At 61.4% G+C, this 23,058-nt stretch carries 20 protein-coding genes; 3 read left to right on the top strand and 17 right to left on the bottom strand.

The annotated features are described in order from the left end of the window. Positions 1–10: 10 nt before the first annotated feature. On the bottom strand, positions 11–1,510 hold the full coding sequence (gene lnt, locus HMPREF3056_RS00720; RefSeq protein WP_070547440.1) for an apolipoprotein N-acyltransferase: 1,500 nt from the start codon (positions 1,508–1,510) through the stop codon (positions 11–13). Further along, on the bottom strand, positions 1,510–2,091 hold the full coding sequence (locus HMPREF3056_RS00715) for an FxsA family protein (protein WP_070681315.1): 582 nt from the start codon (positions 2,089–2,091) through the stop codon (positions 1,510–1,512). Before HMPREF3056_RS00715 ends, lnt begins: the two co-directional genes overlap by 1 nt. A gap of 70 nt (positions 2,092–2,161) precedes the next feature. Here HMPREF3056_RS00715 and HMPREF3056_RS00710 point away from each other — a divergent pair, with 70 nt between their 5' ends. Further along, positions 2,162–3,001, top strand: a complete 840-nt coding sequence (locus HMPREF3056_RS00710; protein WP_070753918.1) for a cobalamin biosynthesis protein — start codon at positions 2,162–2,164, stop codon at positions 2,999–3,001. On the opposite strand, the gene HMPREF3056_RS00705 is transcribed toward HMPREF3056_RS00710, so the two are convergent. Together HMPREF3056_RS00705 and HMPREF3056_RS00700 are read right to left on the bottom strand one after the other, a co-directional pair. Further along, positions 2,998–3,753 carry an SDR family oxidoreductase gene (locus HMPREF3056_RS00705; protein ID WP_070753917.1) on the bottom strand — a complete coding sequence of 252 codons (756 nt, stop codon included), beginning with the start codon at positions 3,751–3,753 and terminating at the stop codon, positions 2,998–3,000. The two genes, HMPREF3056_RS00710 and HMPREF3056_RS00705, sit on opposite strands and share 4 nt — an antisense overlap. Beyond that, positions 3,753–4,868, bottom strand: coding sequence for a M24 family metallopeptidase (locus HMPREF3056_RS00700; protein WP_070702592.1), 1,116 nt, complete (start codon positions 4,866–4,868; stop codon positions 3,753–3,755). Before HMPREF3056_RS00700 ends, HMPREF3056_RS00705 begins: the two co-directional genes overlap by 1 nt. Before the next feature lie 45 nt (positions 4,869–4,913). Between HMPREF3056_RS00700 and HMPREF3056_RS00695 the strand changes: the two genes are divergently transcribed. After that, the gene (locus tag HMPREF3056_RS00695) at positions 4,914–5,543 is read left to right on the top strand and encodes a serine protease (protein WP_246822450.1); all 630 of its coding nucleotides are present in this window, start codon (positions 4,914–4,916) and stop codon (positions 5,541–5,543) included. Positions 5,544–5,552: 9 nt separating this feature from the next. Here the strand turns inward: HMPREF3056_RS00695 and HMPREF3056_RS00690 are convergent, their stop codons facing one another. The 11 genes from HMPREF3056_RS00690 to HMPREF3056_RS00640 form a co-directional block, all read right to left on the bottom strand. Beyond that, positions 5,553–8,366, bottom strand: a complete 2,814-nt coding sequence (locus HMPREF3056_RS00690) for a DEAD/DEAH box helicase (RefSeq protein WP_070753915.1) — start codon at positions 8,364–8,366, stop codon at positions 5,553–5,555. Positions 8,367–8,453: 87 nt separating this feature from the next. Next, a complete protein-coding gene (tatC, locus tag HMPREF3056_RS00685; protein WP_371441521.1) occupies positions 8,454–9,542 on the bottom strand; it encodes a twin-arginine translocase subunit TatC in 1,089 nt (362 codons plus the stop codon). 89 nt (positions 9,543–9,631) lie between these two features. Further along, positions 9,632–9,892, bottom strand: coding sequence for a Sec-independent protein translocase subunit TatA (gene tatA, locus HMPREF3056_RS00680; RefSeq protein ID WP_070753913.1), 261 nt, complete (start codon positions 9,890–9,892; stop codon positions 9,632–9,634). A gap of 60 nt (positions 9,893–9,952) precedes the next feature. Next, complete coding sequence (locus tag HMPREF3056_RS00675; RefSeq protein ID WP_070753912.1) at positions 9,953–10,927, bottom strand: helix-turn-helix transcriptional regulator; 975 nt, start codon at positions 10,925–10,927, stop codon at positions 9,953–9,955. Then, on the bottom strand, positions 10,920–11,936 hold the full coding sequence (locus HMPREF3056_RS00670; RefSeq protein ID WP_070753911.1) for a helix-turn-helix transcriptional regulator: 1,017 nt from the start codon (positions 11,934–11,936) through the stop codon (positions 10,920–10,922). Before HMPREF3056_RS00670 ends, HMPREF3056_RS00675 begins: the two co-directional genes overlap by 8 nt. A gap of 31 nt (positions 11,937–11,967) precedes the next feature. After that, positions 11,968–13,350: a Pup--protein ligase gene (gene pafA / locus HMPREF3056_RS00665; RefSeq protein WP_049157703.1), complete on the bottom strand. Its 1,383-nt coding sequence runs from the start codon at positions 13,348–13,350 to the stop codon at positions 11,968–11,970. Between the two features lie 47 nt (positions 13,351–13,397). Further along, positions 13,398–13,589, bottom strand: coding sequence for a ubiquitin-like protein Pup (locus tag HMPREF3056_RS00660; RefSeq protein ID WP_010186632.1), 192 nt, complete (start codon positions 13,587–13,589; stop codon positions 13,398–13,400). Positions 13,590–13,625: 36 nt separating this feature from the next. Then, positions 13,626–15,170: a depupylase/deamidase Dop gene (dop, locus tag HMPREF3056_RS00655; protein ID WP_049157702.1), complete on the bottom strand. Its 1,545-nt coding sequence runs from the start codon at positions 15,168–15,170 to the stop codon at positions 13,626–13,628. 2 nt (positions 15,171–15,172) lie between these two features. Next, entirely contained in the window at positions 15,173–16,741 is a 1,569-nt protein-coding gene (gene arc, locus HMPREF3056_RS00650; protein ID WP_070511868.1) for a proteasome ATPase, read from the bottom strand. Between the two features lie 46 nt (positions 16,742–16,787). Next, on the bottom strand, positions 16,788–17,624 hold the full coding sequence (locus tag HMPREF3056_RS00645; protein ID WP_049157698.1) for a tRNA (adenine-N1)-methyltransferase: 837 nt from the start codon (positions 17,622–17,624) through the stop codon (positions 16,788–16,790). 37 nt (positions 17,625–17,661) lie between these two features. Then, entirely contained in the window at positions 17,662–18,924 is a 1,263-nt protein-coding gene (locus HMPREF3056_RS00640; protein ID WP_070547431.1) for a M18 family aminopeptidase, read from the bottom strand. Between the two features lie 75 nt (positions 18,925–18,999). Here HMPREF3056_RS00640 and HMPREF3056_RS00635 point away from each other — a divergent pair, with 75 nt between their 5' ends. Next, the gene (locus HMPREF3056_RS00635) at positions 19,000–19,803 is read left to right on the top strand and encodes a RecB family exonuclease (RefSeq protein ID WP_070547430.1); all 804 of its coding nucleotides are present in this window, start codon (positions 19,000–19,002) and stop codon (positions 19,801–19,803) included. Positions 19,804–19,830: 27 nt separating this feature from the next. Here the strand turns inward: HMPREF3056_RS00635 and HMPREF3056_RS00630 are convergent, their stop codons facing one another. Both HMPREF3056_RS00630 and HMPREF3056_RS00625 read right to left on the bottom strand, forming a co-directional pair. Further along, a complete protein-coding gene (locus HMPREF3056_RS00630) occupies positions 19,831–21,498 on the bottom strand; it encodes a formate--tetrahydrofolate ligase (RefSeq protein WP_070681289.1) in 1,668 nt (555 codons plus the stop codon). A 62-nt stretch (positions 21,499–21,560) separates the two neighbouring features. After that, positions 21,561–22,868, bottom strand: a complete 1,308-nt coding sequence (locus HMPREF3056_RS00625) for an anaerobic C4-dicarboxylate transporter (protein ID WP_070681286.1) — start codon at positions 22,866–22,868, stop codon at positions 21,561–21,563. Positions 22,869–23,058 lie beyond the last annotated feature (190 nt).

The raw sequence follows: 23,058 nt of genomic DNA, 5'->3' as shown, positions 1-23,058 counted from the left end.
CCTTGCTCCTTTAGATTTCTTTTTCAGGCGCGCTGCGTCGTCCGGACAAGCGGGTGGAATAGATCGCATACAGCGCACAGACCGTTCCAATAATAGCCATGAGCCATTGCAGGAGCGAACCATAACGCACCGCAAATGTGCGCCCTTCTCGCAGCGGAAGCTCTTCTTCGAGATATGCCGGTTCAAAGATACCGCTGGCTTGGCTCACTGAGCCATCCGGGTAGACGATCGCCGAGACTCCGGACGTAGCCGCCACAACGACGGCCCGATCCGCTTCGATCGCGCGCAAGCGGCTCATGGCCAACTGCTGGTAGGTCATGTCGGAGTCACTAAAGGTGGCATTGTTCGTCGGTGTCGTGAGGATCTGCGCCCCGTTGTTGATGGCGGTTCGGAACGCCTGGTCAAAGCTGACCTCATAACACGTGGCAACGCCCACTGCGGTCCCAGCCATGGTGACCACGCCCGGACCGTCGCCGGGCTTCATGTCGCCCGCCAGGTCCACCAGATCGGTGATCTTCCTAAAGAAATCACGCATCGGCATCGTCTCACCAAAAGGCTGCAGGTACTTCTTGTGGTGGTACTCCCCTGCCGAGCCATCCGGATTAAACACCTGCATGGTGTTCCGTGCGCCAACCTCATCCTGGGTCAGCGTTCCGACGAGGATTGGGGCATCGATGTCGCGGGCGGCGCCGTCGATAAGCTCCCGAGCGTCCTCATTGGCAAAAGGATTGATATCGGAGGAGTTCTCCGGCCAAATGACGATATCCGGTCTGGACCCATCCTGCGCGGCCTGCTCGGTCACGCGGACGTGGTTATCCAGCACCGCGCGGCGTTGGGCGGCAAAGTCAAGGCCCAGCCGTGGCACGTTTCCTTGCACCGCGGCGACCGTCACCGTGCCTGTTGTGCGGCCCGGGCGGTCCACGCTCTGTGCCGCTAGCAAGCCAGCTAGCAGTGGCACCGCCAAAAACGCACATGCCAGGCGCGGTGAGCGGGCAAGCCCCACCAATCCTGCGCCTACGCAGACCACCGCGCAGGTAATGAGTGCCGGCCCGCCCCACGAGGCAAGGTTGGCGAGTGGGCCCTCTATTTGCCCCCAGGCGAGGCGCACCCACGCAAAACCGCCAAAGGGCACTGAGGAGCGCAGCATTTCTACCGCCACGTAGAAGAACGGGAAGAGGGCGAAACCGTAGTTTAAGCGCAGCAGAGCCGCTCCGCCGATACCAAGGAGGATGCTGTACAGAGACAGGAATAAAGCGAGCGCAATATAGGGCATGTTGCCCACTAACTCACCAATCCATGGCAGCGTGAACAAGTACAACACCGCGCTATGTACACAAGCGACGAGGGCCGCCCACCCCAGACCGAGGGGTTTTCTCCACGGTGAGAGCGCTGCCACGAGCATCGCCATGCCGATTATGCCGGCGGCCCACCAGCCGCGTGGCTCAACGGCAAGGTAGGTCACCGCGCCTGACGCAGCAGCGAGAGCGAGCCGGGCCACAAGTACCAGCACTACTTCTTTCCGTCCTCAAAGTCTTCGGGCTTGACGTGTTGGGTCCACGTGCGGATTTCATCTTCATCCAAGACCTCATGCGACTGGCCAGTTTGATCCATGCCCCCCATTCCATCACCGCTGGCGCCTGCGTCAAAGGTGCCGAAGGAACCATAGGAATCGCGGTGCTGCGCCATGGGTGAGGCTTCGTACACGCGCACGCCCATGTTTTCGATCTTCCGGAACATCGATGCCGCAAGTAGCGTGCGGATGATGGACCGCGTGGGCGCAAAGATAAGCAGCGCTCCGAAGACCGTGGAGACAAATCCGGGCAGTGACAGCAGGATTCCGCCCACCATGGTCAGGCCAACGTTGCCTGCCGTCTTGCCCGGGGTGGGATCCTCCATTACATAGACTCCGTCTTCGGTCTGGCGGATGCGGCTGACCATCATGCGGCGGACTTCCCAGCTGGCTATCGTCATACCGAAGAGCATGGTCAGCGCCAAGGCTAATAGTGCCCACAGCACACCAATCCACTCGGCAACTGCCCAAAACGCCAGGGTTTCGAGGAGGATGTACGCGATGAACAGAAGAAACGGCATGCAGCCCACCATACTTGCTGGGCCTGGCGCTTCGCAGTAGACCCTCCCAGAGCGATTAGACTGTCCCACCATGTCCCTCCCTGAGTCGAAGCATCCCGAATCCGATACCTTGCGCTTCCATCCCGCCGGCGGCGTTGTTACTCCCGAGCAGTGGCTCGCTCTGGGCCAGGCCGCCAGGGAACATGGCGATGGCAATGTGTACCTAGAGCAGCACAGCGTCATCAGCCTGCGAGGCGTCGACAATGCGCAGGTGCTTGGCGACGTCCCCCTGCCCACGACCGCCGCCCACGTGCTGGCCTCTCCCCTCTCGCTGCGCGCCCGTCAGGTAGCGCAGCGGATCGCGGAAGCCTTAGCCGACGTCGATCAGGATGCCCCTGCGATAGCCCGTGCCGCGCTATTTGGTGTGGACAGCGGTGCTGGTGATCTCCTCACACACGGGGTGGCGGCTGGCCTTCAGCTCTCTGGTGAGGAGGCGGAAGACGATGAAGATACCGCCACCGCGCGCCTGATCCGCGACGGTGAGCCCACCGGGCCGCTGCTGGGGCTTGCGGATGCCATTTCCCAACTCGTGGACTTTGCGGAAAAGGTCTCTGCAGATCACCTGCAGGACCTGGAACGTGTCTCGGATGCGGCAGGGTCAGCTCCCACTTCGCCTGCGCTGCCCATCGGCTGGCTGACTGAGCACACGAAGCCCGGCCGCGTCGATCTGGGCGCGGGCCTGCAGCATGGCGTGCTGCCCGGAGAATACGCTGGGCTTATCGCCCAGCTGGGCGCGTCCATCTCGGTAACCCCCTGGCGCGGATTGGTCATCCACGATCTAGCCGAGGGAGATGCTGACGTTGTGTTGCGCGTCCTTGCACCGCGCGGATTCATCTTCGATGCGAATTCTCCTGCCCTCGGGCATCACTAGCGCGGCATGTGCCGCCAGATTGGCCGCGGGACCAGTTTCATGATCCAAGCCAACACCTGAAGACTCCGGGGGATCCAGAGGGTGCGGGACGCTGGCTTCGAACCCGACGAGGCTGCGATGGCTTTCACCACAGCTTGTGCCACGACGTCTGGGGTCACCGACAAGGGCGCGGGTTTCATCCCCTGAGTCATGGATCCAATGACGAAGCCGGGGCGCGCGGTGATCAGCGCTAGGCCGCTGCCGTGCAAACGATCTGCCAAGCCTTGGCAGAAGGCATCCAGGCCCGCCTTGGTCGAGCCATAGACATAGTTAGCCCGGCGGGCCCGCCACCCAGCGATGGAGGAAAAGGCCACGATGTGCCCTCTCGTCATGACGTCGGCAAGCACGGTGAGCATGGATACCTGCGCTGCATAGTCCACCAGCGCTATGTCGAAGGCGTGGGCTTCGTCGTGCTCCGCGCGCTCCTGATCGCCCAGAATTCCGAAGGCGACGACGGCCGTGGTGATCTCTGCCCCTGCGAGTGCTGCGGCTTGTTCGATGACCGCGCGGTGGGAGGAAACTTCCGCAGCGTCGAAGGACAGCGTGTGAACGGACGACGCCCCGCTGCTGAGGAGTTCGGAGTGCAGCCTGTCCATACCGTGTTCGCCCCGCGCGGCGAGAACTACCGGGCGACCCTCACACAGCCGACGTGCAAGCTCCCCACCGATGTCGCTGCGCCCGCCAAGAATCAGTAGCGCGCCAGTTTCTCCCATTAGCGCAACCCCCGCGGTGCCTGGTTCAGGGACTCGTAGCCGGACTCGGTGATTACCACGATGTCCTCAAGGCGCATTCCCCACTTGCCCGGTACGTAGATACCCGGCTCGATCGAGAAGGCCATGGACTCGGAAAGTTCCAGCCCGTTTCCTTCCATGATGAAGGGCTCCTCGTGCGTCGACAAGCCAATGCCGTGTCCGGTGCGGTGCGTGAAGAACTCACCCCAACCGGCGTCTTCGATCACGCTGCGCGTGGCTCGGTCGATCTCCTGGGCGGTCGCACCCGGGCGCGCAGCAGCTCGGCCGGCAGCCTGGGCCTTCTCTAGGACCGCGTAAGCCTCGCGAAACTCTGCCGGCGCGGCAGCAGGATCGGCGCCAACGACGTAGGTGCGGGTGCAGTCGGAGTGATAGCCCGAGGGCAGCGTGCCGCCAATATCCACCACCACGGGATCGCCGGCGGCGAGTACTCGGTCCCCAAAGTCATAGTGTGGATTGGCTCCATTCGGACCGGAGCCCACGATGATGAAATCCACTTCGCGGTGCTCGCGCAAGATAAGCTCGCGCAAATCCGCCGCTACTTCGGCCTCAGTGCGCCCCGGCTGCAGGAGGCGCGGCACCTCGGCGTGGACAGCGTCGATAGCCGCCGCTGCAGCGCGTAGCTCAGCCACCTCATCTGGATCCTTGCGGGTAAAAAGCTCGGCGAGGGCCTCGGTGGCCAGAACATACTTTGCGGGGTGCTGTTCCTTCGCAGTACTAGCTTCGAGGTTGCCAATTGCGGACTGAAAGCGCAGCACGTGATCGGCGGTGAGTGAGGACCCCAAGGCAACGGTGGAAGGACGCGCACCTTCCAAGGCCAGCGCATAGGGATCCTGCCCATCGCTCCATCCCACCAGCTGGGCTGCGACGCCCTGAAGCGACTCAATGTCGGTGCTGGGGGCGACGATTACCGGTTCGGCATCAGGACGGATAACCAAGCAGGTCAGGCGCTCGTGGGAAGAGACCCACGAACCGGTGAGGTACGCGAATTCGGCACCTGTACCCACTAACAGGATGTCGATGCCCTTAGCAGCTGCGATAGCGCGGGAACGGCTCAGTCGGGACGCATAATCAGTCATGACAGTTAGCCTACCGCCCGCCTTTGTCCAGTTAAGCTGGGAGGCGTGAATTCCCATCCCGCTGCCGTCAAGCTCCGGACTCGCTCAAGCTATTGCTCGGGAGTGCTCATCGATGCGTCCTTAAGACCCCGCTCCCAACAGGCAACCCGGTTGGTTCTGACCTGCGCGCACTTCTTCCGCGACGGCCTTGATAAGGGGGATCACTACAGGGTGAGTGGCGGGTTCAACCGGCGCGTCGCCGCCGTGCGCACGATTGATGGGACCGACATGGCGCTGTGTTTGCTCGACCGGCCGGCCCCGCCCCGGGACCTTCCTGGGCTGGCAGAAAGCACCCCGCCATTCCGCGCTCCAGTAACCACCTGGGGATATGGCGGAAAAGCTCGCCGTGCACAACGACGCAGTGGGCTTTTTCTCCTTCCCTTCTTCCGCACCTGGTCCATTGACTTCCTCACCACCGTCTCCCCCGCCGGTTTAGTCTTCAACACGATTCCGGCAGTCAAAGGTGACTCGGGCGGTCCAGCTTTAGTCGATGACGCTGTCATCGGTACGCAAGCCCTCATCCTTAACCCGCTGGGGCGCAACCTCAAGCTCGCCACCGTGGCGCTCGTTTCGCCCCACCGCCAAGTAATCGGTGCGGCAGCCACGGCGCTGCTTCGCGGTGGCTCCGAAGACTAGGCGCTAAGCCTAGGCGCCGATGGCGACGACGCCGCGCTGGATCGCGTCGATGGCGCGCCGGGCATTGCGACGAATCTCGTCCTCGTAGCCCGTCTTCGCCACCTGCTGAAGCAGGTCAATGACCTGGCGGCACCAGCGGACAAAGTCACCGGGGGTTAGCTCTGCACCAGACTCGTTAGCCGCGCCCATGCAATAGGCCAGCGGCGCGCCCGCCGTCCACTGGTGGATAGCTAGCGCGAAAGAAGGCTCCGGCTCCCTCGTTTGCGGCAGGTTATGGCGTTTCTCATCGGCGACGAGCTCGCTATAAATGCGCCATGTAGCGTCCATGGCGTTAGCCATTGCGTCGGTAGCCGCACCGGGTTCCCCGCGAGTGGTCTTGCGGTTTTCAAAGACACAGAGGGAGGCCACACCGGCCAGCTCCGCCGGGTCGAGGTCGTTCCAGATACCGCGCTTGAGGCATTGCGCCACCAGTAGGTCCGATTCGGAGTGGATTTTGGCCAGACGCTCGCCCTCATCCGTGATGACCGGCTCGCGGTTTTCGCCGTAACCATCAAACTCCACGTAGTCCATCTCCGCCAGAAGAACCACGATGCGCTCGAAGGTGCGGCCAAGAGTATCCGTGGCGCGCTCGACCTTATCCTCAAGCCTGGCTAGCTCGCGTTCGCGGCGCGCCAGCTTCTGCGTCACCCCGGCCAGCTGCTCGCGGTCGGTCGCGGGCCAATGGTGCACCGGATGTTCGCGGAGGGCATCGCGCAACTGCGCGATCTTCTTGTTGGGGCGATTCCGCGGCTCAGTGCGCATCTTCTTCGGACGCTTGTAGTAGTCGCGCTTGAAGGACTCCTGGACAAATCGGGTATGGCGGCGCGGGTTCTTCTGCGCTGCGCGCGGGAGCTTCATGTGCCCAACGACGATCGGCGGATTATCGATACCGGCGGAATCGATGCGTCCAGACCATCCCGTTTCAGTGGTTACCCAGGGGCGTGGATCGGCAGTCTGGTTGGCCGGAGTAATAACGACAGCCAACGTTGGCCGCTTCTTTGTTGCGATGGCGATGACCTCACCCACCTGCAAGCGAGCCAGTACTGCGGCAACTTCCTTGTTCCTCTCCTCCTTCTTGGATGCCCGCGCTGACTTCTCCTCGTCGGTCAGCGCTCGGCGCAGCCGCATATAGTCCATGAGAATCTCAGCGGGGTCTTCGCCATCGGCGGCAGGCGGAGCCAAGTTATCTACGGCCTGCTCCAACTGTGCGCGTAGTTCGCGGACGCGGTGCTCAGCGCGCTCAATCTCTCGGGTTTCCTCCACAACGGATCCATCCGCCTGGAACTGGGCGAAAGACTTCTCCAGCAATCGGAGCGAGTCATCAAAGCCAAGCATGCCTAGCAGGTTGATAGCCATGTTGTAGCCGGGCTCGAAAGTGGAAATGAGCGGATAGGTACGAGTTGACGCAAGCCCCGCCACCGCGGTGGGATCCATAGCGGGTGCCCACTGAACGACGGCATTGCCCAAGGTATCGATGCCTCGCCTACCGGCGCGGCCGGTGAGCTGTGTGTACTGGCCCGGTGTCAGGTCCACGTGTGCCTCGCCGTTAAATTTCACCAGCTTTTCCAGCACCACGGTGCGCGCCGGCATGTTGATTCCTAGGGCTAGCGTTTCGGTGGCGAAGACTGCCCGCACGAGGCCCTTGACGAACAGTTCCTCCACGATGTGCCTAAAGGCCGGAAGCATGCCCGCGTGGTGGGCAGCAAAGCCCCGCGAGAGCGCTTCGCGCCAACGTTTGAAATCAAGGACCTTGAGGTCTTCTTCCGGAATGCCTTCCACGCCCTTATCGACGATGGCCTTAATCTCTGTGGCCTCCTCCTGGGAGGTCAGCACCATGCGGGAGCGCAAGCACTGATACAGAGCACCGTCGCAGCCCGCGCGGGAGAAGATGAAGGTAATTGCCGGCAGCATCTCCATTGATTGCAGCTCTTTGAGAACCTCCGGGCGGCCAAGCGGACGGTAACGGTCCTGCGCACGAGGCGCGCCGCTGCGCCGATCACTGTGCCGGTCGCCGCGCCCGCCGCCTTTGTGACGGGCGCGGGCGCGGAAGCTCGCACGGTTCTGGGCATAGTCTGCGCGGCCTGTGTCGCTATCCCCTGCTTCTAGGCGCTGGATACGCCGTGCGAGCTCAGTGTTTACCTGGCCGCCTGAGTCGGGTTCAAAGAGCGGATAGATTTTGCGGCCGACCATCATCCACTGGTCCAGCGGTACTGGGCGCTTGTCGGTGACAATGACCTTGGCGTCACCACGCACGGTGGTCAGCCACCGGCCGAACTCCTCGGAGTTGGATACCGTTGCGGACAAACCAATGATGGAGACGTGCTCCTCCAGGTTGAGGATGACCTCTTCCCATACCGCGCCGCGCGAGGCATCCGCCAAGAAGTGGATCTCATCCATCACCACGTGGGTCAGACGGTCGAGTGCGCCGGATCCTGCATAAATCATGTTGCGCAGGACCTCGGTGGTCATCACGAGGATGTCCGCGGAAGAATTGATGGAGACATCACCCGTCAGCAGCCCCACGGCATCCTCGCCGTGTGCCTCAACGAGGTCGTGGTACTTCTGGTTACTCAGCGCCTTGATAGGTGTGGTGTAGAAACAGCGGGTCCCTTGGCGCAGCGCCAAGGACACTGCGAACTCACCCACCACGGTTTTACCTGCGCCTGTGGGCGCACAGACCAAAACACCGTGGCCCGCTTCAACTGCTTGGCATCCTTCAATCTGGAAGTCATCCAGTGAGTACGGTAGTGCTTGAGTGAACTCGTCCAGATGCGTCAGTGTCATAAGACCCCAGGGTACCTGTCAGGGACGGCGTACTAGCACGCTGGCCCCGGCCCCTAGACAAAGAGCTTGGGCAGGAGCCTCAACAGGCTATAGAACGTCGTCGAAGAAACCGCTTTGTGGGGGCTGGGTATTGGCCTGATGGGCCTTTGGTGCCTGAACGTCACCGGCCGCAGCTGGAGGGACGGGGCGGGAAGATACCGGTCTAGAAGAAGCAGAGACGCTCGTGGGCGCGGACACTGGAGCTGGCGCACCCACGCTGCCCGGGGCTTCGCCTAGCGGGGAGGCGACCTCATCATCCAGGTCCATCCAGTCTGGGCGCTGGCGCTTCTGGCGCTTGTCGTTAACACGGCAGAACTGGAAAGCCATCTCCACGAGGAGCACGAGTGCGCATGCCAAGACGAGCATGGAGAAAGGATCTTGACCCGGGGTAACCACTGCGGCAAAAACCATGATGGCGACGATGATGATGCGGCGTTTGTCCTTGACATCGTCGTATTCGAGAACACCGAGCAGGTTGAGGCTGACTACGAGTAGCGGGATCTCAAAGCTCACACCGAAGATGAGAAGCAACGTCAGCAGGAAGTAGAAGTAGCGCTCACCGGTCAGTGCAGCTGTCTGGTACTCCGAACCCATTCCCATGAGGAATTCCAAGCCCACGGAAAGAATGACGTAGGCAAGAACCGCACCGAGCACGAAAAGAAGAACCGCAGTTGAGACGAACAAAAAGGTATAGCGGCGCTCGTTCTTGTGGAGGCCAGGAACAATAAAGGCCCACGTTTGGTAGAGCCAAACTGGCGATGCTAAGACCACACCGGCCAAAGCGCCAACCTTCATACGCAGCATGAGCATTTCGAAGGGGCTGGTGGCGAGCAATCGGCATTCGCCGTCTGCGCTGAAGGAGACGCGGCTTTCTTCCGGGAGCGAACAATAGGGTCCACGCAAGATTTCGCCCAGTGGCGCCATGTTAAATGGGGCGTTCTGATACCAGACGAATCCAACAATGGCACCGACTACGAGAGCGAGAAGTGAAATGACGATACGCCGACGCAGCTCCTGAAGGTGCTGGACGAGGGTCATCTCACCCGTCGGATTCTTGGGCTTGCGGCGAAGCTTTGAGGTCCATTTTTGCTTCTGCGCGTTAGACGCGGCATTCGACGGCGTACTCGCGGTACTCAAGGCAAGACCTCCACAGAAAGCCCATTGTGGCAGACACGTCCATGGTGCTCCGAGGGGCTCGGAGCATGACGTGGCTGCCAGGAAGTTGATTAGTTCTGGTTGCCGTCAACCGGCTTGGATGTGCGCGGTTGCATCTCCGGGCTGTTCCAGAAGTCCTCATCGTTCTTCTTCGATGCAGCAATTTGGGCCTGCTGCTCGGGAGTGTTGTTCTCTTCCTTCATCTCATGGACTTCGGACTTGAAGATGCGCATGGAACGGCCCATCGAACGAGCCAACTCTGGGAGCTTCTTTGCGCCAAACAGCAAAACGATAATCAGGACAATAATTGCCCATTCCCAGGGTCCTGGCATGAGTTTCCTCGATTCATTTGATTAAAGGACGTCGAAACGGAGCCAACAAGCTACGGCGAGCTACGTTTCATTTCTCGGGCTATGAGTATAACGCTCCAACGCCCGATTTCTATGCTCCGAAATGGCATCGACAAGCTTTTGCGGCCCCACGACCCGCATTCGGTCGGCTTGGCCGAGGGCGAAGCGGCTAAACCATGCTTCAGAGCCGACGGGCATTGTTGCAGCTATGAGGCCATTTTCCAGTGTTTCTCCGAGGGTGATGTCGTAGTGCTCTGCCAGCCAGGTGAATTCTTGGTGAATCTCCAGCTCCGCAACAAGAGTGTGATCTAGACCAAAGGGGGAATCGGGGTTGAAATCCAGTTCGCGCACATGTGGTGTCGCGGAAGCGTCGAGCACTTCGACATCACTCATCCGGTCAAGGCGGAACGTGCGGTGCTCCCCCACCGACTCGTCCCAGGCCACCAAATAGGGTTCGCCGTCCACGATAAAGATGCGGGCCGGATGCACGGTACGCTCACTCGTCCGGTTGGAGGACATACTCCAGTAGGTAAAACGCACTTGCCGGCGCTTGTCGACGGCCCCCGCCAACGCCGCTTGCACCTCAGACTCTTCGGGATCGGTCGTGGCCAGGGAGTCATAGATGGCGGCTGTCTTTTCATCCATGATCTCGCGCAGCTTCGCGGCGGCAGAGTGGACCGCGGAGACGTCGACAAGCCCCGGCATTGCCTCAAGGGACTCGAGCGTCAGCAACAATGCGCCGGCCTCAGTTGGGGTCAGGCGCAATGCCTGGGTCAGGCCCTGGTCGTTGTAGATCTCGATGCCATCGCGGTAGCTAAAGCTTAAGTCGATAAGGTCCTCGGTATTGCGGCCCACACCGGAGCAGAAGAGACGGTCGATAGCATCCTTAAGCTCAGCAGGGGTCATCCCTAAATCCTCGGCAGCCTCCATCGGAGTCAGCCCCGGGTGGTTACGCAGGTAAGGGATGAGGTTGAGGGAGCGAACAAGGGACTGCAGCTTGCGGGGTTGATCAACCATGGCGGGCCTCCTCGCCAGACGCTGATGATGGGTCATCACCGACACTTAGGAGTGCGATGATGTCGGCACGAACCTCGGGTGGCTCGATAACCACGACATCTGGTGCATAGCCAGCAGCGGTGCGCACCAACCAATCGTGGTGTACGTTGGTGAGTTCTAGAAGTCCATCCTCGCGCCTGCGTCCGGCGTCGACAAGCTCGGCGGCCTGCCCCTCGGGAACCTCGAGGACTGCATTTACCGTTTCGCCCCGCTCCAGCGCCTCTACAACGAGATCCTGCAGTGGTGCAGTGGGCTCGAGGTGCGTGGCCGCAGCGCGCGAGCGCCTGACGTTGTCCACGCGGGTAGCGCGAAAAGTTCGGGGAGCCTCGCGGTCCACATCCCAACCGACGAGATAAACACGATCCCGGTGGTTGACCAGCCCCCAGGGATCCATATGGCGGCGAACCGCCTCGGCAGAGGGCGTGGCGTAGTAATCGAAGGAAATGCGCAGCCCAGCACGCACTGCGGTGATGACTCCAGTGACGAGCTCTGGGCTCAACCTGGTCATGTCGTTGACTGCGGTGTACACCGGCGCTCCGCTCAAGTCGCGGGAGGCGCCTGAGGCTGCGATCTTGGTCCACGCGGAGAGACTGAAATCGCTTAAGCCTCCCGGAGTGCCGATGCCGCCGGCTACGCCGAGAACCATGGCCTCCTCCGGCGTGAAATCGACGGGAGGTAGCTGGTAGTTTTCGGGATCGAGCCGGTACAGCGAACCTTCCGCGCCGCTGCTGTGTACTACTGGCACACCGGCGCGCTGCAGGGTCACGATGTCGCGGGAAAGCTGCTTGTGAAAGGCTTCATCGCTGCGTGACTGGTAGCCCTCGACGTGGCTGCGGATCCACGCCGCGCTGCGGTCCGGAACCCCGCCTTGGTACGCTGCCCCATGCAGGGCAAAGGTGAGGTTGGTGAGCCTTTCGATAGCGCGGTCTCTGACCGGCGTCCGGGCTGCAGTGCGATCTACTGAAGGCATAGTGGCAGGTTCCTTGATCAGCTCTACGGCTCTACGAGCCTGGGTGCGAACGCATGTAGTCTAACAACCCATCTAGGCGCGGGTCCTCGGACACAAAGGGGTCGGAGAACTCCTCGGTCATCGGTTCAGGCCGGTTGACCTTCATCCGCGTCCAATCCACCGTTACCGCGGCATCGAGCTCGCGGGCAACAGCGAGAAACTCCCCGCGCAGCTTGGCACGGGTGGTCTGCGGGGCGGTGTCGACTGCGGCGTTGATTGCAGCATCGTCGATCCAGCGTTTCACCATGCCGCGCTGCTCCAATACGCTGTAGAGGCCGCGACCTGGACGGATGTCATGGTAGGTCAGGTCAATCTGTGCCAGCTTGGGGTGCGACCAATCCCCGCCCAGGCGCTCGCGGTAGCGGTTCAGCAGGCTGCGCTTGATGACCCAATCGATCTCGCGGTCAACGCCGGAGAAATCCTGAGTGTCAATGGCCTGGAGGGTGCGCTTCCACAAGTCCACGACCCGGGCCAACTCAACCGTCGGAGTGCCTGCGTCCTCGCGGTGATCCAGCCAGCGCTCGGCAGCGGTACAGAGCTCCTGCTGCACGGCGAGCGCGGTGGTGCTGCCGCCTCCCTCAAGCGGAAGCTCGGTGCGGCCGGTGGGGTCGAGCGCGATGGCCCTAATGTGTTTAATTGGCTCGAGTACCGAGAATGCCGGCACCTCAAAACCGGCTTCCAGCATCTCCAGCATGAGCAGCGTGGAGCCAACTTTGAGGGCCATCGTGGGTTCGGCCATGTTGGAGTCGCCAACGATAACGTGCATGCGGCGGAAACGCTTGGAATCACCATGCGGTTCGTCGCGAGTATTGATGATGGGGCGCGAGCGAGTCGTCGCAGAGGACACACCTTCCCACACCTGGTCGGCACGTTGGGAGAGCACGAAACGCGCGGGTTCCTCTCCCTTGGCAGGTCTAACCATCCCTGCGCCACAGATGAGCTGGCGGGTGATCATGAACGGCAGCAGAGCTTTGCCGAGGTCCTTGAGCACCACGTGGCGGCCGATGAGGTAGTTCTCGTGGCAGCCGTAGGAATTGCCGGCCGAGTCCACATTGTTCTTGAACAAGTAGACAGCGCGCTTCTCCCCCTCCGCCGCCAGTGTTTCCTCCGCCTGCACGGCCATGCGATTGACCACAGCATCGCCGGCGCGCTCATAGGCAATGAGCTGGGTTAAGCTATCGCACTCCGCGGTAGCGATCTCCGGGTGGGAACCCACGTCGAGGTAGAGGCGGGAGGCGTTGGGACTAAAGATATTGGAGGAAGAGTACTTCGACACGATGGGCCGAAAAAGCACGCGGGCGATCTCATCCGGGGACATCACCCGCTGTCCATCGCTTGCGCTCGCTGTAATGCCGTACTCGGTTTCGATGCCCATAATCCGCCGTGCATAAACGGGGGCGCTATCGGAGGGCTGCTCCACCTTTATTCGCCGCCCTTTTGGACGTAGGAGCGCACGAACTCCTCGGCGTTGGACTCCAAAAGGCCGTCAATCTCATCGAGGAGGTCATCGGTACCCGCGCTGTTGATGCTGACTTGTCCGGCGTCGAACTCCGGAGTGTCGCCTCCTTGACCGTTGCCGCCACCGGCGTTGATCTGAGACTGCTGTCCGCTCATTCTTAAGAGCTCCTTTCGCGAGTGGAAAATGCTGCGCTAATACAGTGTAGGGTACTCGATTCGCACCCCGAGCTGGCGCAAACTATTAACGAAGTCGGCGGCGCTGTCCGCAGATTCCAGCAGAGCGCCCACCTCGTCCTGCCCGAGTCTTTTTGTGTCGTCGAGTGCCACGCAGGCAGTACCAGAGTTGGCTCCCTCGGCCTCACCGATGCGGAAGGTCAGCGACTGCCAGGACGCCGCCAAGACATCCTCCCCGAACTTTCGGGTGGCGTGGCCGCGCAGGTAGGCGCGGGTATCCGCGGGCGGCGTTTCCGCTGCAGCAGCAATCTCTTCCTCGCTGACCAAGGTACGCATCTGCCCCTTGCGCACGAGCGCATGGTAGAGGGACTTTGCCGGATCGATGTCGGTGTACTGCAGATCGATCAGCGCCAGCTTCGGATCATCGGCCGCCACGCCGCGGTCCAGGTAGCCCTTAATCAAGCGGTATTTTGCTACCCAATCCAGCAGGTGGGCGGCCTTGAGCGGGTTGTCGGCCAGAAGCTCGACAACCTCGTCCCAGACGGTGAGTACCTTTTCATCCGCTTCGGAGGCGGCGGTAACCCTTTCCCGGTAGATGGCCAAGATGTCGAGGGCGGTGAGGCGGCGGCCGTCGTGAAGCTTAAGCTGATGGGTCAAGGTAAGGTCGCGGCTCACCCGCTGCACCTCCTCCACCGGTTCCATAAGGCGCATGTCACTAAAGTCCACGCCGCTCTCGATGGCATCGAGTACTAGCGAGGTCATGCCTAGCTTGAGCAGCGTCGAGGTGTGGGACATCGTGGCGTCACCGATGATGACGTGCAGGCGGCCGAAGTCCTCGGCCACCGCGTGTGGCTCGTCGCGGGTGTTAATGATGCCGCGGTTGAGGGTGGTTTCTAGGGAGATTTCCTGCTCGATGTAGTCCGCGCGCTGCGAAATCTGGAAACCTGGCTCCTCTCCATCGACGCCCACACCCATGCGGCCGGCACCGGTGACCACTTGGCGGGCAACGAAGAAAGGAATCAGCCCCTGGGCAATATCATCGAAGTCGGTGTTCCGAGAGTACTGGTAATTCTCGTGGCTGCCATAGGAAGCCCCCTTGCCGTCCACATTGTTCTTGTAAAACTTCAGCGGCGGGCAGGGATCGTGTGTGGCCAACACGGACGTGCCCTGCGCGGTCAGCGATGCTACGGCCTCCCCTGCACGGCGCAGGATGAGGTCACCGGCGGCGTCGTAAAGCATCGCATCCCAGGCATTCGTGCACTCCGGTGAGGAGTATTCGGGGTGGGCGTGGTCGACGTAGAAACGCGCGCCATTGGCGGTCACCACGTTGGCCACACCCAGCGCGTTCGGGTCCACCACCGGCACGGTGTGGTAGCGCTTGAGATCGAAGCCGCGGCTATCGCGCAGCGGGTGCTCCTCCCGAAAATCCCAGCGGGAGCGCGCGCCGGTATGCAGGGCGGCATAAGCCACAACAGCATGGGTGGAGGTCACGATCGGTGACAGCGCCGGGTTGGACGGCGTGGAGATTCCATACTCAGTTTCGGTTCCTAGAACACGGCTCATGGCTACACTCCCATCAATTCGACCTGGGTGACATACGCGCCAGCAGAGGTACCTGCGACGATCTTTGCCCACTCTTCCGGGTTGGCGGAGGTGGGGACGTATTCCGATTCAGCCTGTTCCGCGGCTATAGCCTCGTGGAGGTGCGCTGCGGTTATGCCGGTGGACTTCGCCCCATCGGTGGCAGTGGCTGCGTCCAACGCTTCCTTGATCGCCAGCTTCTTGGCACGGGAGACGATGTTGGCGATCATTGCGCCGGACACGAAGTCCCGGTAGTGCAGCACACGCGGATCCGCGTTAGCGAAGTGGAGTTTGACGAACGGCCGCTCGGCGTAGAGATCGTCGACCGCGGTATCGATGAGCTGGGAAAGGTCGCCTTCGTGCGGGACTGATTCTGGAAAGTGGCGCGCAAAGATTTCCCGCGCGCCCTGCTTGGTCGGGCGGTTGACGCGAATCTTGATATCGAGGCGCCCCGGGCGCATGATGGCGGGGTCGATGAGTTCCTCGCGGTTGGTGGCGCCGATGACGATGACGTTGCTGAGCTTCTCCACACCGTCCAGCTCCGTCAGCAGCTGCGGGACGACGGTGGTCTCCATATCGGAGGACACGCCGGAGCCACGCGTGCGGAAGATGGATTCCATCTCATCGAAAAAGATGATGACCGGGCGCTGGCTGCCATCCTCGGTGGGCTCGGAAGCAAGCTCGCGGGCGCGTTCGAAGATGAGGCGGATGCGGCGCTCAGTCTCGCCTACGAATTTGTTGAGCAGTTCTGGGCCCTTCACATTGAGGAAGTAGCTGGGGGCACTAGCTGCCAGTGATGCGGACAGCGAATGCGCCACCGCCTTGGCGATGAGCGTCTTTCCGCAGCCTGGCGGGCCGTAGAGCAGCACGCCCTTAGGCGGCTGGAGGTCATACTGGCGGTAGAGCTCTGGGTGGAGGAAAGGCAGCTCGACGGAATCGCGGATAAGGGAGATCTGCTCGTCCAAACCGCCGATGTCCTCGTAGGAGACGTCAGGAACCTCCTCCAGCGTGAGCTGCGCTACCTCAGTCTTGTGCACGCGTTCGGTGGCTACACCTGATTTGGGCTCGACCAAGAGGGTATCGCCGGCGCGCACGGTATCCCGCAACGCTGCGGCGAGGAGAATAACCTGCTCTTCACCAGAGGAATTAATGACCACGGCGCGGTCGGTGCCGAGACGCTCTTGTAGCGTGGCCAGCGCGCCGGTATTTACAGGGGCGCAGGCCTCCACGATAACGAAGCCCTCGCCCAAGCGCACCTGCTGCCCTACTTTCAGGGAGCCGGGCTCGAGGTTCGGCGAAATCTTGACCCGCATGGCTCGACCGTTGGTATAAACCTCAGCGTCGCGGCGCGAATCGTGCGCACGCCCGGAATAGCCCAGAAAGACACCGTATGTGGAGGCGGGCTCCGCAAGGGCGTCAACCTCCGCGAGCATCTGCTGAAGCTTCGTGCGAGCATCCTTCAACAGGGCAGCAAGCTTGGCATTGCGTTCAGCGAGCTGCTCTATCTGGCGACGCTGCTGGCCAAGTTCCTGGGAATGAGTGGCATCGTTCATAGATCCCACCCTAGCGCGCAGCAACCCACGATTAGTGTGAAAGGGTTTACTTTCGGGCGCGGCGCTGTGGGCGGGGTGGCGTGACGCCGTCGGCAAGCCGGCGTGTCCAGATCAGAAACGCTGTGTGCGCGTTCATGCGGTGCTCCGGGCGGGTGGCCAAGCCCTCCACCTTCCATTCGCGCACGAGGGACTCCCAGGCCCGCGGCTCCGTAAAGCACTTGAGCTCGCGGATGCCCTCCATCACCTTCATCAGCTGCGGCACGGTGGCGACATAGGTCATGAAAACGCCGCCCGGGATGAGGATATCGCGCACCTTCTCGAGGTGCTCCCAGGGCTCGAGCATGTCCAGGATGACGCGGTCCACCGGGCCACCCAGATCCTCGACGGTGACATCGGCCAAGTCCCCCAGACGCGGGCTCCACCATTCGGGCTGCTTACCGAAGTATTCGGTGACGTTGTCCACGGCGTATTCCAGGTGATCATCGCGCACCTCATAGGAGAAAACGTGGCCTTCCGGCCCCACGGCGCGCAACAGCGTCATCGAGAGAGCGCCGGAACCGGCGCCGGCCTCGAGCACGCGTGCGCCCATGAAGATATCGCCTTCGACCAGAATCTGCGCGGAGTCTTTGGGATAAATCACCGCGGCACCCCGTGGCATCGACAGGACATGGTCCACCATGAGGTGGCGAAACAAGAGGAAGGAGCTGCCCAGAGTCGAATCGATGACGGAGCCTTCATCCATGCCGACGACATCATCGTGGTTGATGATGCCCTTGTGCGAATGGAACTGGCCTCCCTCCTCGAGGACGATGGTGTAGTGACGCCGCTTGGCATCGGTGAGCTGCACGCGGTCGCCGTAGCGGAAGGGGCCAGAATAAGCCATGGCGTGGGTACCTTTCACATAGTTTGGGTGGCTAGGATTAACCCACCAAGTATGCCTCAAGGGCGTTACCAAGCCATAGTTGGTCGCGCTCGCCCACCAGCTCGCGGGCTGAGTGCATCGAGAGCATCGGCACTCCCACGTCGACGGTGGGAATACCCAAGCGGGTGGCGGAAATCGGCCCGATAGTGGAGCCGCAGGGCACGTCGTTATTGCCTACGAAGCGCTGGTAGGGCACCTCGGCGCGGCGGCAGGCAGATTCCCACAGGGCCACGGTGTTGGCGTCGGAAGCGTAGCGCTGGTTGCCGTTGATCTTGGTCACCGGCCCCTGGCCGATGATCGGGTGGTGGGTGGGATCGTGCTTTTCCGCGTAGTTCGGGTGCACGGAGTGGGCGGCATCGGCCGACACACAGCTGGAGCGCGCGAACATTTGGAAGCGCTGCTCCTCATTGGCGCCAAGCGCCCGAGCGGTGCGGGTAAGGATATCCCCCAGAATCGGCCCACCCGCGCCATAGCGCGAAGAGGAGCCAACTTCTTCATGGTCGAAGGCCGCCATGACGAGGATGTCCTTGTGCTCAATCGAGTCGGCGTTGCGGGCAGCGGCGAGAAGGGCACGCAGGGAGGCGTGGACGGAAGAGAGGTTATCCATGCGTCCAGCAGCGATGAGCTTTTCGCCGGCGCCAAAGACTTCACCGCGCTGGGCATCGGCGGTAATGAGGTTGAAGGAAGCGATGTCTTCTGGGGCAACGCCGAGTTGCTTGCCGACGACCCCCATCACCGACGTCTCCGGTGTACCTACGGAGAGCACCGGCTGCATGTGGCGCTGGCGATCCGGCTTGAACTCATCCTTGCGGTAGAGGTGGATAGCCAGCGAAGGCAAGCGCAGCAAAGGGCCGGTATTGACCAAGTGGCGGCTACCATCCTTCGTGATGACCTGGCCGCCCACGGTGAGCTCGCGGTCGAACCAGCTGTGGAGAAGGACTCCGCCATAAACCTCGACGGCGACCTGCTGCCAACCGGCGGAGTCGAAGTCCGGGGTCGGTTTGAGAGCCAGCCCGGGCGAATCCGTGTGGGAACCGATAATCCGGAAGCCGGAGTCCGGGCTCGCGCCCTCGGGGACAAACCATGCCATGACCGCACCACCCCGGACCATGACGTGGCCGCCCGGTTCGGCTGACCACTCGGCGGACTCATCCTGGCGGCTAAAACCCGCCTCAACGAGTCTGCGCGCTACCTCCTCAGCCGCGTGGTAGGAGGACGGGCTGGCGGCGATGAAATCGAGAAAATCTTGCGTAGTGCTCATGCTTCCAGCTTGCCACGGACTGCCGGGTGATGCCGGAAGGACTGTGGGTGCCTATGCGCTAGGCTGAGAAACATTATGCCGAAACGACTAGCCCTCTCCCCTTCCCGCGCCTCCGATTACAAGCAATGCCCGCTGCTCTATCGCTTCCGGGCCATCGACAAGCTCCCCGAGCCCAAGACGAAGGCACAGGTCAAGGGAACGCTGGTCCACGCCGTCCTGGAAAAGATGCACCAGCTACCCCGCGAGGAGCGGGAGTACCCGGTGGCGGTGAAGATGATTAAGCCCGTATGGGCAGTGATGCTTGAATCCGATCCCGAGCTGCGCGATCTGGTTCCCGAGGGCGAAGAACTCGACTTCTTCGTCGAAGCACGTCAGCTCATCAAGGGCTATTTCCAGATGGAAAACCCCCAGGGCTTCGACGCCCACGAGTGCGAGATGTACGTCGATACCGTGCTGCCCAACGGTGTGCCGGTGCGCGGGTTCATTGACCGCGTAGACGTTGCTCCCACTGGCGAGGTGCGCGTGGTGGACTATAAGACCGGAAAGAAGCCGCTCCCCCGTTATTCCCAGGACGCGCAGTTCCAGATGAATTTCTACGCATTGGTCTACTGGCGGCTGCTTGGCACGATCCCCACGCAGTTGCGGCTGATGTACCTCAAGGTACTGGACTCTATGTTCCTCACGCCGGGACCGGAGGAACTGGAATACTTCGAGCGCGACCTAGGCGAGCTCTGGGCCAAAATCGAAGGCGATGGCAAGGCCGGAGACTTTAGGCCGAAGACTTCAAAGCTGTGCGGTTGGTGCTCGTTCCAAGACCTCTGCCCGGCTTTTGGTGGAACGCCACCCGAGTATCCCGGGTGGCCCGACCAGACGGCGTAAACTGCGCTGAGTAGACCGTACGGCGGCTTAGAACAAGCCGGAGATCGATCCGTCAGCGGCAACGTCGATGTTGTTTGCCGCGGGCTTCTTCGGCAGGCCCGGCATGGTCATGACGTCACCGGTTAGGGCAACGATGAAACCAGCGCCGGTGCGCGGCTGCAGCTCGCGGACGTGGAGGACGTGGCCTTCCGGAGCGCCGAGCTGGCTGGGATCATCGGAGAAGGAGTACTGGGTCTTAGAGATAACGACGGGGAACTTCTCCCAGCCGTTGTCCTTGATGTACTTGAGATCCTTGAGCGCCTTGGAGGAATACTCGACGCGTTCTGCGCGGTAAATTTCCGTGGCGATGGTCTCGATGGATGCCTCGATACCATCGGCGGGATCGTAAAGCTGGTGAGAGGAGCCTTCGGAGAGGCTGTCCAAAAGGCGCTCAGCTAGCGCTGTGGCGCCGGCGCCTCCCTTGGCCCACACCTCTGCTTCCTCGAGCGCGACGTCAAAGTCTGCCGCCCACTGGCGCATGAACTCGCGCTCGGCATCGGTATCGCTGCCGAAGAGGTTGAGGGCCACCACTGGGGTCAGACCAAACTTGCGGAGGTTCTCCACGTGGCGCTCGAGGTTGACCACGCCCTTCTTCAACGCTTCCAGGTTTTCCGTAGTCAGTTCCTCACGTGGCTGGCCACCGTTGTACTTCTGGGAACGGATAGTCGCCACGACGACGGCGCCGGCGACATCGAGGTTACCGAAGCGGGACTTGACGTCGAGGAATTTTTCACCGCCGAGATCCGCGCCGAACCCTGCCTCCGTAAGAACGATATCGCCGAAGCGCATCGCGGTCTGGGTAGCGAGGAGCGTGTTGCAGCCGTGAGCGATGTTGGCAAATGGTCCGCCGTGGACGAAGGCCGGGGTTCCGCCGAGAGTTTGCACCAAGTTGGGGTTGAGTGCATCGCGCATCAGTGCCGTCAGCGCGCCTTCTGCCCCCAACTCGCGGGCAGTGACCGGCTTCTGGTCATAGGTGTAGCCCACAGTGATGTCGCCGAGGCGCTTCTTCAGGTCTGCCAAGTCGGTGGCGAGTCCCAGGATAGCCATGATTTCGGATGCCGCGGTAATGGTGAAACCGGTCTCCCCCGGTACACCGTGGGCCGGGCCGCCAAGACCGGTGACGACATTGCGCAGCGCGCGGTCGTTAACGTCGATACAGCGCTGCCAGGTGATGCGACGCGGATCGATGTTGAGAGCGTTGCCTTGGTGGATGTGGTTATCGATGATGGCGGCCAAGGTATTGGTCGCCGCAGAGATGGCGTGGAAGTCACCCGTGAAGTGGAGGTTGATGTCCTCCATGGGAACAACCTGGGAGTAGCCGCCTCCAGCGGCGCCTCCCTTAATGCCCATGACGGGGCCCTGGGAGGGCTCGCGCAGTGCCACGATAGCCTTCTTCCCCAGCTGGGTGAGGGCATCGGTCAAACCGATAAGGACAGTGGATTTGCCCTCACCTGCTGGAGTCGGCGAGACACCAGTAACGAGGACGAGCTTGCCGTTGGCGGGTGTATCCCCAACTTGGGTGATATCTACCTTGGCTTTATTCTGCCCATAAGGGATAAGAGCGGGCGCCGGGATACCGGCGCGGGCAGCAATATCAGTGATGGGTTCGAGCTGGTGGGCTTGAGCGATCTCAACATCAGAACGTTGCGTAGTCATGCCCACCAGCTTAGCGTGCTAAAGAAGTGTCTTGAGCAAAATCAAATAATTTTTTGATAATGCTAGAGAACGACTGCGCCGATGGCGTAGCACAGGAGGACCGACAAGGCGATGCTCACAGTGCCAGGAATGATGAACGGGTGGTTGAAGACAGCCTTTCCGATGCGGGTCGAGCCAGTGTCATCCATTTCAACGGCCGCCAACAGGGTCGGGTACGTCGGCAGAATGAACAGAGCGGATACCGCGGGGAAGGCAGCGACAGCGGTCAGCGGGTTGACGCCAAGGGCCAGGGCCGCAGGCATGAGAGCCTTGGTGGTGGCTGCCTGGGAGTACAGCAGCGCCGCAGCAAAGAAGAGCACGATGGCCAGCAACCATGGGGCGGATTCGATGACGGACCCGGAAATGGCCTGGATGTCCTCCATGTAGTGGTTAATCAGCGTGGTGCCCAACCAGGCCACACCAAGCACACAGATACAGGCAGACATGCCAGACTTGAACACTGGGGTGTTGAGTACATCGCCAGCGGAGATCTTGGTGATCATGACGATGAGGGTTGCAGCGGTAAGCATCACCGTCATGATGGCTTCGTTACGGGGCAGAGTCGGCTCTTCGATGAGTCCTACCTGGGAGGAGGTCAGGGTGGCCCACAGCATAACGATGACGATGGCAACCAGGAAGATGATCACGGAGGTCTTGGCGCCCTGCACCGGGCTGTAGTTGTGGGAGCCCTGTGGCATCTTTACCAGGCCTTGGGCCTTGCGTTCTTGGTAAACGGGATCATCTTCGAGCTCAGCGCCTGCTCGGTTGGCAATCCAGGCGGCAGGGAAAATGGAGAGGAACGTCGCAGGAATGAGCACGGCGAGGATCTGCAAATAGCCCACGCCCATGGGCTCCAACAGGGAGGCCAGCAAGACTACGGCCGCAGAGATGGGTGAGGCGCAGATGGCCATCTGCGAGGCAACAACCGCGATGGACAACGGGCGTGAGGGGCGGACCTTGCCTTCCTTGGCTACCTCGACGATAACCGGGAGCGTGGAAAAAGCGGTGTGTCCAGTGCCTGCCAGAACGGTCATCAGCCACGTGACGACCGGGGCATAGAACGTGATCTTCTTCGGGTTTTTACGAAGGAATCTCTCTGCCAGGTAGACCAGATAGTCCATGCCGCCGGCGCGCTGCATGGCAGCGATGGCCGCGATAACGGTCATGATGATGCCGATGACATCGAAGGGGATATCTTCGCGGGTGACGGGGACGCCGGTGAGGCCTAAAAGTAGAACGCCCAAGCCGCCGGCCATACCAATGCCGATTGAACCGATTCGGGCACCGAGATAGATCGCCGCAAGGACGATGAGGATGTGCACTACAACCATTGTGTAACTCCAATATGTGCAGTTGAACTGCAGTATGGGTGGTAATTCGCGCGGCGGTCAGAACACGACCATGGCGCGAGAACTGACAGTTTTTATTCTTCCCTATTGGTGTGGCTTTAGCGAGTATTCAGGCCCGATTGTGTCCGTTTCCACAAAAGTGCGCACCGACGGCTCGGTCTCGAGAGAGGGC

The organism is Corynebacterium sp. HMSC056F09, from assembly GCF_001815785.1.
Classification (GTDB): Bacteria; Actinomycetota; Actinomycetes; order Mycobacteriales; family Mycobacteriaceae; genus Corynebacterium; species Corynebacterium hiratae.
The sequence above is the reverse complement of the archived record's forward strand: the minus strand, read 5'-3'. Positions and strand labels throughout refer to the sequence as shown.

What these genes read in the sequence shown, in the direction of transcription:
- pafA (WP_049157703.1), bottom strand. Translation starts at nt 13,350, where the DNA reads ATGGGCATCGAAACCGAGTACGGCATTACAGCGAGCGCAAGCGATGGA.
- HMPREF3056_RS00705 (WP_070753917.1), bottom strand. Translation starts at nt 3,753, where the DNA reads ATGGGAGAAACTGGCGCGCTACTGATTCTTGGCGGGCGCAGCGACATC.
- arc (WP_070511868.1), bottom strand. Translation starts at nt 16,741, where the DNA reads ATGAACGATGCCACTCATTCCCAGGAACTTGGCCAGCAGCGTCGCCAG.
- HMPREF3056_RS00670 (WP_070753911.1), bottom strand. Translation starts at nt 11,936, where the DNA reads ATGCCTTCAGTAGATCGCACTGCAGCCCGGACGCCGGTCAGAGACCGC.
- HMPREF3056_RS00690 (WP_070753915.1), bottom strand. Translation starts at nt 8,366, where the DNA reads ATGACACTGACGCATCTGGACGAGTTCACTCAAGCACTACCGTACTCA.
- HMPREF3056_RS00640 (WP_070547431.1), bottom strand. Translation starts at nt 18,924, where the DNA reads ATGAGCACTACGCAAGATTTTCTCGATTTCATCGCCGCCAGCCCGTCC.
- tatA (WP_070753913.1), bottom strand. Translation starts at nt 9,892, where the DNA reads ATGCCAGGACCCTGGGAATGGGCAATTATTGTCCTGATTATCGTTTTG.
- HMPREF3056_RS00645 (WP_049157698.1), bottom strand. Translation starts at nt 17,624, where the DNA reads ATGGCTTATTCTGGCCCCTTCCGCTACGGCGACCGCGTGCAGCTCACC.
- HMPREF3056_RS00635 (WP_070547430.1), top strand. Translation starts at nt 19,000, where the DNA reads ATGCCGAAACGACTAGCCCTCTCCCCTTCCCGCGCCTCCGATTACAAG.
- HMPREF3056_RS00660 (WP_010186632.1), bottom strand. Translation starts at nt 13,589, where the DNA reads ATGAGCGGACAGCAGTCTCAGATCAACGCCGGTGGCGGCAACGGTCAA.
- dop (WP_049157702.1), bottom strand. Translation starts at nt 15,170, where the DNA reads ATGAGCCGTGTTCTAGGAACCGAAACTGAGTATGGAATCTCCACGCCG.
- HMPREF3056_RS00700 (WP_070702592.1), bottom strand. Translation starts at nt 4,868, where the DNA reads ATGACTGATTATGCGTCCCGACTGAGCCGTTCCCGCGCTATCGCAGCT.
- HMPREF3056_RS00715 (WP_070681315.1), bottom strand. Translation starts at nt 2,091, where the DNA reads ATGCCGTTTCTTCTGTTCATCGCGTACATCCTCCTCGAAACCCTGGCG.
- HMPREF3056_RS00625 (WP_070681286.1), bottom strand. Translation starts at nt 22,868, where the DNA reads ATGGTTGTAGTGCACATCCTCATCGTCCTTGCGGCGATCTATCTCGGT.
- HMPREF3056_RS00675 (WP_070753912.1), bottom strand. Translation starts at nt 10,927, where the DNA reads ATGGTTGATCAACCCCGCAAGCTGCAGTCCCTTGTTCGCTCCCTCAAC.
- HMPREF3056_RS00630 (WP_070681289.1), bottom strand. Translation starts at nt 21,498, where the DNA reads ATGACTACGCAACGTTCTGATGTTGAGATCGCTCAAGCCCACCAGCTC.
- HMPREF3056_RS00710 (WP_070753918.1), top strand. Translation starts at nt 2,162, where the DNA reads ATGTCCCTCCCTGAGTCGAAGCATCCCGAATCCGATACCTTGCGCTTC.